The following is an 11917-nucleotide window of genomic DNA, read 5'->3' on the forward strand; positions in this document are numbered from 1 at the left end:
CCATGCTGCAAATGTAAGAAGGGAAACATCTTTTATGATGCTTCCCTTCTTGTCTTCTGCACTCGGTTGTGTACTCCAGATTTTTCTATTTCACGCTCGATTTCGGTGGCCTGCCGCTCAATCAAAATGCCAGGTACCCAAAGCTTAGTCTTCTAATGCCTGTTTTTTTGCTTCTTTCAACATTAATTCTACTAGGTCTATATTATTGTCGATATAATTTAGATGATCATGTGCAGTTGCTGCCCAGTCATAATTTCGATCCATGGATGCAAAGATATGTCCTAAATTAAATGAGTATTGATTATATAGTAAACTAATCACATGGCTAACCCTTACTTTATTTCCTTCCTTACTCACAATGTTTTTAATATCCTTTTTTAACCAATCTGGGGCATATTTCATTACTTTTTTTGTCATTATTACAAATTCTTCATTAGTCATTTTTACTTTCCCTCCTATTGGGATAAGTTCTATCCATACATCCCTTAATCTGTAACCCTTTTCCTCTATCTCTATTATGTTATATTGTATATTATAAAATTAAATTATTCAAAAAATATGGGCGCAGCGTATGTGCATTTACTCTTATTTCATCAATATATTTACCCTTTTTCCAGATAAATAAAACACTGGAAATCCATAATTTACGGATATATCAATTAGTGCTTGCAAGGAAATATATCACGATTACCCAGTTTTTTGATGGCCGTTGCTATGAAATTAAGTTTGGGAAAAATACAATACCGAAAGAAAGCTGAAAGGAGTATTTAATCATTTTATGCTCCGTCCATCATATTTTCATTAGAAATTTAGTAGTAAAAGTCGAGTAAAAATTAACTCAGGGGTTGATTTTGTCTATCACTGAAAATAAGAATACGATAAATCGAAAGAAGAATTTCCATACTGTATACCTGTAAGTATTTCACATGATAAAGTTTCTCTATTTAAGGAGGTAGCAGAAATAAATGGAAATACCCGTTCTGCACTTTTACGTGGATGGGTGATTATATTACTACCAATAAATAGAAAATAATTGGTATCCTTATTTTAGTACTTTGATTAGGATACCAGTTATCTTAGTATATAAACATTTTTTTACTAAACATCCTGTTAGCATTTAGGGTAAATTGAATCTATCTGAGCTAGTTTAATTTTACTACATCTCTACTCCATTATATTTTAAACCGTCCAACCAATTCATTTAATTCTTCAGCCAACTTAGCAAGATGCACAGAACTTCCTGCTACTTCTTCCATCGACCCACTTGCTTCTTGTGCTGATGCCGCTGTTTGCTCTACACCTGCAGCTGCTTCCTCAGAAACCGACGCGATTTCCTCTATAGAACCATTCATTTCTTGACTATTAGCAGCAATTTCAGATAAGTTTACGGATACCGATTTAATATTCTGTGCCATCTCAGTAACCGCTGAACTTATTTCATTAAAGGTTTCGCCTGTTGTTTCAATTTGGGATGTTCCTAATTCTACTTCGGAATATCCATCTCTTAGTGAGTCAGATACAATACTGGATTCCGTTTGTATATTAGTTACAATTCCAGTAATATCGTTAACGGAATGAGCAACTTGTTCTGCTAATTTCCTTACTTCATTTGCAACAACAGCAAAGCCTTTACCATGCTCACCTGCTCTTGCGGCTTCAATTGCTGCATTAAGAGCCAAAAGATTTGTCTGTTCGGCAACATCTTTTATTACAGAGACTAGTGTAGAAATTTCCTGTGAATGTTTATTTAAACTTTCCATTTTCTCTACAGCATCTTTTACAATATGATTTATCTTTACCATTTGATTACTTGAGGATTGCATTAATTGACTACCTTCATTCGTCATTTCAAGTACATTAACAGAATTTTCCTGAATATGTTCGCCATGTTCATTTGCTTTTTCGACTCTACTAGTGAATGTTCCCATAATGGAAGCCAAATCGCTCGCACTATTGGCCTGTGTTTCTGTTCCTGTTGCAAGTTCCTCCATTGTTAAAGCAATTTGCTCGGCACCAGTCTTCAATTCACCTGCTGTCTGAGTTAGTTCTTCACTTTGACTTGAAACCGTTTCAGATACTTCATGAATTTGATGTAATACATCACGCATAGTTTGATTCATATCATTTGTTGCTACAATGAGTTGTCCTACTTCATTTCTATATTTCGATTTAAGTGGTTCTTGACTTAAATCACCTCTTGCAATATTCTCCATTCTTTCCATAACCTGTTTAATCGGTTTTATTATTCCCTTCGTAATCAATATAGATACAACTATTGCTAATAGAATCACTAAAGCTAATGTAATCGAGATTGGAATAACTATAGTCTCTGCCTGTTCCTGAAAATCATCTACATAAACGGTACCACCAAGTATCCATCCAGTAGTTGGATTTGTAGTGAACGCCATTATCTTATCTTTACCTTCAAATTTATATTCTACAATGCCTTGTTCACCAGTGCTTATAATTTTCTTATAGAATTCTTCTTTAGACGCATCTTGTCCAATATATTCTTGATTCGTGTGAGCCACATATTTACCTTCATTATCAAAAATGACACCATAGCCTGTTTGTCCAATTTCCAGCTTATCTACCATACCAACCAATGTTCCAACCATCACATCAGCAGACATTGCACCAGCCAATTTGTCACCGATGTAATACGCTTTCGATACAGTTACGACTGTTTCACCTGTACTAGCATCGGTGTAAGGTTCTGTCCATACTGTTTCTCCATTAGCTTCCACAGCATCTTGATACCAATCTCTTTCCTTCGCATTAAAGTCATCACCTAAATCTACTTCAGGGTAAATGATTACTTCTCCTGTCTCATCGATAACTGTGTATATATTTGCAATAGAATGATTCGTTTCTTTCGTTTCTCCAAAATAGTTTAATAAGTCCTGCTTGTTTTCTGGTTGATAATTTGCTACTAACTCATTTGAAATAAAACGTTCCAATGTATGGTCTATATTTGAGAAGAACATTTCAAACGTATCATTTAAACTCCCCATTTGGCTTTCCACAGTTTTAGTTAGTTCAACAGTTGTGTTTTTAACACTAAAAGTATAACTTACAAATGCTACAACTCCACCGGCTAAAAAAATTAGTATTAAGAACGGGATCAAAATTTGATTTTGGATAGATTTTGTAATAAATCCACCTACACTTCGATTTCTTTTTGCTTTTACATTAGTTGTTTTAGTATTTTTCATTGATTAACTTATCTCCTTAAACTTGTATGGAAAATTGAAATACATGATACAATTTCGTTTCTATATTTAACTATTAAAATAGTAAAATATCGATTGTCACATTCTATAAATTAGTTAACATCCAAACTATTTATGAACCCCTCTAATACCTTATTCACTGATTTATTAATCCTTCTCGAACTAATTTAAAGTAATTAGGCTATGCATGTGTGTTTCTCCATCGTTAATGACAACGCTTTACTCTCCTTTGACTTCTTACTTTGAAAATAATCATATTAATATAAGCAAATGATTTAACCTGCATTGCTATAGTGTCAATCCATAGTCTATGCCCTGTATTAATATCGGCTATAGTAATCTTAAATTAAGAGAGATTAAAATATTTAGAGTGGTAAGTTATGGAAATAACAAAGAGTATGGGAGTATGCATTAATCAATCGATTAATAGTGATTTCTTACAAGAAAATTCCGTCCTGTCCAGAAGTTCCTATCTCTTCAAAACAGAAGGAAAGAGGCCAAGATTAGACTGACTGAATAGTTGGGGAATACACGTATAAGGGATGGAAATCCTTTAGTAGAAATAGTAAAGACCAAGAGAAAAGAGGATTGCTCTCGTAATCATTTGTAAGAACAATTTCATCCAATATAAAAATTCATAATACACAAGCTGCTCCTTTATTTTCTCTTTGCTGGGTTTTAGGCATGTTGTTTACCAACTATGCTTCTTGTATTCTCTGCTCCTTAAGACTGCTTAAAGCTAATTGCTACGATATAGTTCTTGACGATGTGATTCCAAGCAGAAAAGAGAACTAACTAATTCTGTCTTCCAGTCATAAGTACTACCAATAGCATCAAGAAATTGGTTGAATTCATTGATAGTATATTGCTCCATTAACATTTCCGTATCACTAAAAAGAAATAGACAATTTATTTTCCTTCTTCAAGTACTTTTGCATGTTCCCTGTCACTGATCATAATCTTTCCGACAAAATACCACAAAACTCAGGGAGTGCAGGCACCATATCATTCAGTAAAAGATACTTGTCCATAATAATGAGGCAGTACTGTTCGCAACCGTTCCCCATATTTTTCCGGTATTAATATTCTAGTGATATCAGCCAGGGTAAATTGTACATCCCCCACAATTCTCCATTCTCTTTCTAAATAATAGTTCTCTTTATCAGCGTCTGTTTTCGATGCATCAAATGGCTTGAGGTATGCGAAGACATGTTTAATTAAGAAGGAATCTAGCAATTGTAATTCATCCAAAGTACGAATGTTTTCCTGTTCATCTTTCTTAAGCATATCCTGCAGTTGATTCATCATAGAAAAATATCGCTTAATATTCATCTTAAAGTAATCTTCTCTTGTGTTATTTTGACTTCTAGGTCTCCCATTCGCTTCTCGGATAATCCCATTGGCTGCAATATAAGAAACTGGATTAGCTCCCTTTTCCACAAGAAATATCTTTTTAAATGCTAATCCAAAGTTACTATACTTTTCCATATGTAAGGACAGATCATTGATTGGAATATCTGCAAAGCAAGTGATTCCAGGTGTCACAATATCCTCTAGACCATTTGCATGTGTATTTATCTTGATGTCCTCTGTAATATTTTTATGTAAAAGCAAACCACTTTTAATAATGTCAATCAATAGGTCAAACCTTTCACTTTCCTGTTGGTGGCGACCAACAAAATGGGTCAATTCCTTTGAAACATATCTTTGGATGAGCTCCATCTAAATTCCCCTTTTTTCTTTTAGCTTTAGCAATTTGGATTAAAAATATGAGCGGGTTGTTAAATTAATCTGGGAATAGATTGTTTTGATATAATTGGAGAATGGCTATGGGAACGAAACCGACCCCAACTGTGTCCAGTCAGGGTCGGTCTCTCTGTCCTTTCTTTCTATTCAAGTCCGCCTATCGATAAGTATTTTGTTTCCAAGTATGGCTCGATGCCTTCAATACCACCTTCGCGGCCTAACCCACTTTCTTTCATCCCGCCAAAAGGAGCATGTGCAGCGGAGGGCGCTCCATCATTCCAGCCAATGATTCCAAAATCGAGATTTTCATGAATATAATTACCAGTCCGATAATCATTGGTGAAGAAATATGCTGCTAATCCAAACGGTGTACTGTTAGCAATTTCAACCGCTTCCTTAATATCGCTGAACACTGTAATTGGCAATACTGGACCAAAAGTTTCCTCTTGCATAATGACCATTTCGTTCGTAACATTTTTCAATACGGTTGGTTGAATGAAATAGTAGCCCGCCTGCTCGTCTGCATCAAAAGTATTTCCCAAGAGCACATCGGCACCCTTTTCTACAGCATCATCAATTTGACTGACTACTTTTTTAAATCCTTTGCCGTTGATTACTGGTCCAACCTGTGTATCTTCCTCTAATCCATTGCCGACCTTCAATTTAGCTACTTCATGTACTAGCTTTTCAGCAAACTCATCGATAATTTCTTTAGCAACAAGGATACGATTCGCACAAATACATGTTTGGCCAGCGTTACGGAACTTAGAAGCAATTGTTTGTGTAACAGCATAATCTAAATCGGCATCCTTAGCGATGATCAAGGGTGCATGGCCACCTAACTCCATAGATACATGCTTCACCGAGTCGGCACTATTTTTAATCAGCTCTTTTCCAACAGGAGTCGATCCTGTGAAGGTAATTTTGCGCACCAGGGGGCTGTTTGTAAAAATTTCACCAATGACTCGACCAGAGCCATTGACATATTGCACTGCATCCTCGGGAATGCCGGCAGCATGAGCCAACTCTATTAACTTCATTGTTGTTAATGGTGTTTCAACAGCCGGTTTAACGATAAAACTGCAGCCAGCTGCTAAAGCTGGAGCAGCCTTTCTCGTCATCATAGCCGCTGGGAAATTCCAAGGAGTAATTGCAGCAACTACTCCAACTGGCTGACGGGTAACCAGGATCCTTTTCGACTCTGTATTAGCTGGAATCGTTCGTCCATATATCCGCTTCGCTTCCTCTGCGTACCAGTCAATATAGCTTGTTGCATAATCTACTTCACCTAGGGATTCTTTAATCGGCTTACCACTTTCCAACGTCATTATCCTTGCAATAGCTTCTTTTTGCTCCTGAATTTTCGCAGACCATTTCTTCAGTAATCTAGCCCGCTCATGAGCATTTATTTTTTTCCACTTATTAAAACCTGCTGCAACTTTTTCTATTCTTGTCTCAACCTCTTCTGCCGTGTGAACACGAAGTTCTTCTACTAATTCTCCTGTTGCAGGGTTAATTACCCTTATCTTGTCTGTCATTTTCTAACCTTCTCCCTTCAAATAATTTCTTATATTGCAAATGCCTGCTCTAAAATAGATAATCCCCTCTCAAGCTCTTCATCCGTAATAACGAGTGGACATAAGAAACGGATAATATTACTATTTAGACCTGCGGATAGCAATAACAACCCATTGGCATTGGCGTATTGGACAATTTCAGAAGCTTTTTGTTTATTCGGAAGCTTCGTTGCGCTATTTTCTACTATTTCTACTGCCACCATTGATCCTAATCGCCGAATCTCCCCTGCGAATTCGTATTTATCCCGTAATTCAGCCAATTTAAATTCAATTCTTTCGCCAATTTCCTCCGAGTACTGCAGCAGATTTTCTTCCTCTATGATATCAATAACAGCTAAAGCCGCAGCACATGCGACAGGATTACCTGCATATGTCCCACCCAATTCTCCTGGACTCGCCATATTCATAACTTCACTTCTTCCAACTACTCCACTCAATGGCAGGCCAGCAGCAAGAGATTTTGATACGGTTACAAGATCAGGGATAACATCAAAATGCTCCATCGCAAACATCTTCCCTGTTCTGCCAAATCCTGTTTGAATCTCGTCCGCTACGAAAATGATTCCGTGCTCGGTACAGAACGCTCTTACAAATTCTACAAATTTCCTAGGAGGGATAACAAAACCGCCTTCCCCCTGCACAGGCTCCATGACGATACACGCCACAGTCTCTGGTGCTACAGCAGCAACAAAGAATTCCTGGAATTTCGCAATCATATCATCAATATATTCCTCTTCACTTAACGCATCAGGCTTTCGATAAACATAAGGATAAGGTGCTTGATAGATTTCCGGAGCAAACGGACCAAATCCGAATTTATAAGGCTTAACTTTGCTCGTCATCCCCATTGTTAGATTTGTTCTGCCATGAAATCCGCGTTCAAAGGAAACGACTGCTTGTCTGCCAGTGAATTTGCGGGCAATTTTAATCGCATTTTCCACCGCTTCTGCCCCTGAATTTAATAACAGTGCCTGTTTATCAAAATCTCCCGGAGTTATTTCACATAGCTTCTCCGCAAGAAGAATATACCCCTCATACATCATGACATTAAACCCTGGATGTAAAAATTTATCTACTTGCTCTTTTACCGCTTCTGTTACCTTGGAGTGACTATGTCCAACGTTCAAAGTGCCAATTGCACCTGCAAAATCAATCCATTCCTTATCATCCAAGTCAGTAATAGTTGCTCCCTTCGCATATTTCACGATATTAAGATTCCCATTACTTACTCCCCTGGGAATATATTTCTGCCGCTTTTCTTGTAAATCTTCCGTAGAATTAATGTAATTAATCATAAATTTAATCCTCCCTAAACTCCAAATATATAGATAAGTATGACAATTAACTGGTATAATGAAAAGTACCAGAGTACATATTTTTATGGAACCAGCGGAGGTATAAATGATATATTTTCAGATAGATAAACAAGGGAATGCAAAATATATTTATAAACAAATCTACGAGAATTTAAAAAAATTAATTCTGGAACATAGGATTCCTCTAGGGGAAAAATTACCTTCAAAAAGAGAATTAGCAATAGACCTTGGGGTGAGCATCAATTCTGTAACAAATGCTTACGAACAGCTGCTTGCTGAGGGATATATTTTTGCCATTGAAAGAAAAGGATATTATATCGAGAATATCACTGATTTCGATCAGCAAACACAACGTAACGCAAAGTTTCCAAGTGAATTAAGAGAATCCTATACGAATGAAGAGGATTGGATTTCACTGTCACATATTACAACAGATATTTCCATGTTTCCTTTTCAAGAGTGGTTAAAATGTCAACAGCAGGCGATTCAATATCATCAAAAGGAATTGGCTCAAATAAGTCATCCACAGGGACCTTTTACCGTAAGGAAGACAATTTCCAATATGATTGCATTTACGAGAGGTGTAATTTGCGAACCAGAACAAATTATTATTGGTTCTGGTACACAACCATTAATTAGTCAATTGATGGATTTGCAGCCAAAAAACTCAATAGTTGCCGTGGAAAACCCTGGATACTCACGGATATACCGACTATTGGAGAGTAAAGGCTTAGATGTAACACCGATTTCTTTAGATTCTCAAGGAATAAATATGGAAGAATTAAAACGTGTCAATCCTGATTTTTTGTTCATTACTCCTTCTCATCAATTTCCAACAGGGAAAATCATGCCCATTTCCAGGAGAATTGAATTGCTGAATTGGTCTACCGCAGAAGAGAACCGCTATATAGTAGAAGATGATTACGACAGTGAATTTAAATATGATACGGATAATATCCCATCTTTACAGAGCTTAGACCGTAATCAGCGAGTCATCTATACAGGCACCTTCTCAAAAACATTACTGCCGAGCTTCCGGATCAGCTATATGGTGCTGCCTCCGATTTTGCTAAGGCGTTATCGGGAGCATTATTTGGATTGGATTCACGGCAGCAATTCGCTGCAGCTCTTCGCACTTCATTACTTCATAAAAAACGGAGAATATAAGAAACATATCCGAAGAATGAACAAGCATTATGAAGAAAAGCGAAAGAAATTAGTAATAAAATTAAAAGAAAAGTTTATGAATAGTATCAACATCCAGGATATTCCTGCAGGACTTCATTTTCTTGCATATTTTAAATCGGCTAAATCCTATGATGAGATAAGGAAAGCAGCGAAACAAGAAAAATTGGAACTATATACAATTCAACGCTTTTTACTAAAGGAAGACCGGGAATTATCAGACGATATCCAGCTCGTCATTGGATTTGCGAATATTAAACCTGAGGAAATTGATGAAGCTGTGGAAAGATTATATCGAATCATTCATTCATAGGAATACATTAACCGCGACACCAGAATATCTGTATTTACCCCCAAAAAAGAGAGCTCTAAGCTCTCTTTTTGCTTCTTAATAAAGCCAGTGCTTACTTATGCTTACCAGAAGGATAAGCCACCTTCTCAAGCCGATCCCCTATCCAAGTTTCTGCGCCTGCCCCTTTTCCAAAAGGGAACGATTGGTTAACCCGTTCGTCTGCCTGCCTTAATGAATTACTTGCTTAGATATAAAAGAATCCATTGTTGTTCCTGTCTGATCTTCCAGTAAAATAGCAGTCACTTCCATCTCCTTCTCATACACTTCTGCCCCACCAGGAAGCATAATTAGAATATCAGCCTCGGCTAAGGATGTTACGATATTTGGCTTATCTAATCCTACTGGCATCGCAATTGTCTGGCCATTTTCATATTGCAGCTTACCACGAACAAAGCGGTCAAATGGATTTGGTCGTGTAAATGCAGCTCCAAGCTGCACAACCACTCTTCTCATAAAGGGATAGTTGGATTGTAAATAAGTGCGAATTACTGGTCTTGTGAACAATTCAAAGCCAACATAACAGGATGATGGATTTCCCGAAAGTCCAAATAATAATTTCCCTTTAATCTCTGCAACTGTCGTAACACTCCCAGGACGCATCCGTACTTTATTAAATAAAACTCTTGCCTTTAATTTGTCTAGAATAGCTGGGATGTAATCATAATCTCCTACAGACACACCTCCTGTTGTCAGTAAAATATCTACTTTGTCCAAGGCGTCTACGACTTGATTGTAGCAAAGCGTAAAATCATCCTTGAATTGGCCAAGTAATAGAGGGATCCCTCCTGCCCTTTCTATTTGACCAAGAAGCATATAGGAATTACTATCCCTTATTTTCCCTGGCTCGAGTGCTGCATCAACCGCTAATAGTTCGCTGCCTGTAGAGATAATCCCCACTTTTGGCTTTTGAATTACAGGCACCTGTTTATAGCCACAAGTAGCAAGCAATGCCATAACTCCAGGATTTATATATGTACCTTTCTTAACAAGAGTCTCCCCCTGCCTCGTATCTTCACCAGTCCTCGTAATATTTTCTCCAGTCGTTAACCTTCTGTCGATCTGGATGAAGGTTTTCCAATCGTGTTCCAGCATTTCCACATGCTCCAGCATAATAACCGCATTACAGCCATTAGGAATTTGTGCTCCTGTCATGATACGCACCGCTTGGTTTGCTTGAACTTCCCCCTCATGAACACTTCCCGCGCCAATTTCTCCAATTACTTCTAATCTTATTGGGTAACCCTTTCCAGCATCTAACGTATCCTCTGCCCTTATTGCAAAGCCATCATAAGGCGACCGATCAAAGGCAGGAACATCATGGTCTGCAAGCAAATCTTCCCCAAGATAATAAGAGAGACTATCTTCAATTGCTACGTACGTTTTTGGCCCGGTTATTGCAGATGACATGACACGGCAAATTGCTTCATTAACATGAATTGCTTTCCTTATTTCTACCATTAGCATTAACTCCTTATCCAACAAGTTGATAGTAGATTTTCTTCGCTTTCTCTAATGAATCTGTACCATGGACAAATGCTCTTCCATCACGGAAAATGACAACCCTGTAGGCATCATAATCAATAGAAAGCAGAAATTCATTCACATTTACTTTACCTAATCTCTTCAGACGATTTGCTAAATTATTCAGTAATACTTCACGATTTGATCTGATTTGAACCGTGTTTCTTCCACAGAGCACCTCAGTTTTTGTCTGAGCTTCATAGCTTAAATATGGATAAGTTGGCTGTGTCCCACAAGTTGGGCAACCATCTTTTTTCGCACGGTCTACGTTAATCGAATGATACTGATTCGTCCAAAGATCAAACATGACAAGCTTTGTTCGTAAAGCTCTCTTGTCCTCAACTAATAGTTTTAGTGCCTCTGTCGTCTGATGGGCAACAACCATTTGCACTGCGGAGGCAATAATCCCAACTGAATCACAGGTTGCACCAGACAGTGTTGTTGTATTTAATAAACAATAGAGGCACGGAGTTTCACCTGGCAAAATCGTATAACTCATTCCTGTACTGCTTACACAAGAACCGAATATCCACGGAATATGAGATTTATGAATCAAATCATTCATTGTAAAACGGATATCAAAATTATCTGTCGCGTCAATGACTAAATCAACATCTACAAGCAGTGGTTCAAGCGAAACACCTGTAACATCCATTACATACGCATCAATAATTACATTAGAGTTAATAGCATTTAATGCTTTCTTAGCGGCAATAGCTTTTGGTACTTGATTATCAGCATCCTTTTCTGTGAATAATTGCTGACGCTGTAAATTACTGTATTCTACATAGTCCCTGTCTATAATGGTTAGTTTTCCAATACCAGCCCGTACTAGGGTTTCAGCATTTGCAGTTCCTAAGGCCCCGCAGCCCATAATCAGGACATGTTTTTTTCCAATTTTCCTTTGCCCCGCTTCTCCAATTGGTTTAAATAAAGACTGCCTGGAATACCTATCATTCATTGGCAATTTCCCTTTCTGTTAAACAT

8 protein-coding genes are annotated in these 11917 nt (G+C 37.5%); 1 reads left to right on the forward strand and 7 read right to left on the reverse strand.

The genetic code is table 11. From position 1 onward, the window contains the following. Positions 1–144: 144 nt before the first annotated feature. From CUC15_RS15925 to gabT, 5 genes are all read right to left on the reverse strand, one after another. Positions 145–441 carry a hypothetical protein gene (locus tag CUC15_RS15925; protein WP_114917608.1) on the reverse strand — a complete coding sequence of 99 codons (297 nt, stop codon included), beginning with the start codon at positions 439–441 and terminating at the stop codon, positions 145–147. A gap of 731 nt (positions 442–1172) precedes the next feature. Beyond that, positions 1173–3215: a methyl-accepting chemotaxis protein gene (locus CUC15_RS15930; protein ID WP_114917609.1), complete on the reverse strand. Its 2043-nt coding sequence runs from the start codon at positions 3213–3215 to the stop codon at positions 1173–1175. A gap of 1023 nt (positions 3216–4238) precedes the next feature. Then, a complete protein-coding gene (locus tag CUC15_RS15935) occupies positions 4239–4955 on the reverse strand; it encodes an abortive infection system antitoxin AbiGi family protein (protein ID WP_114917610.1) in 717 nt (238 codons plus the stop codon). Positions 4956–5122: 167 nt separating this feature from the next. After that, a complete protein-coding gene (locus tag CUC15_RS15940) occupies positions 5123–6517 on the reverse strand; it encodes an NAD-dependent succinate-semialdehyde dehydrogenase (protein WP_114917611.1) in 1395 nt (464 codons plus the stop codon). A 29-nt stretch (positions 6518–6546) separates the two neighbouring features. Then, positions 6547–7851: a 4-aminobutyrate--2-oxoglutarate transaminase gene (gene gabT, locus CUC15_RS15945; RefSeq protein ID WP_114917612.1), complete on the reverse strand. Its 1305-nt coding sequence runs from the start codon at positions 7849–7851 to the stop codon at positions 6547–6549. Between the two features lie 106 nt (positions 7852–7957). Here gabT and gabR point away from each other — a divergent pair, with 106 nt between their 5' ends. Next, entirely contained in the window at positions 7958–9370 is a 1413-nt protein-coding gene (gabR, locus tag CUC15_RS15950) for a MocR-like transcriptional regulator GabR (protein ID WP_114917613.1), read from the forward strand. Between the two features lie 207 nt (positions 9371–9577). On the opposite strand, the gene CUC15_RS15955 is transcribed toward gabR, so the two are convergent. Further along, positions 9578–10867 carry a molybdopterin molybdotransferase MoeA gene (locus tag CUC15_RS15955; RefSeq protein WP_114917614.1) on the reverse strand — a complete coding sequence of 430 codons (1290 nt, stop codon included), beginning with the start codon at positions 10865–10867 and terminating at the stop codon, positions 9578–9580. A gap of 13 nt (positions 10868–10880) precedes the next feature. Continuing rightward, positions 10881–11891, reverse strand: a complete 1011-nt coding sequence (locus tag CUC15_RS15960) for a MoeB/ThiF family adenylyltransferase (protein WP_114917615.1) — start codon at positions 11889–11891, stop codon at positions 10881–10883. Positions 11892–11917 lie beyond the last annotated feature (26 nt).

The sequence above is a fragment of the Oceanobacillus zhaokaii genome (genome assembly GCF_003352005.1).
Taxonomy (GTDB): Bacteria; Bacillota; Bacilli; order Bacillales; family Amphibacillaceae; genus Oceanobacillus; species Oceanobacillus zhaokaii.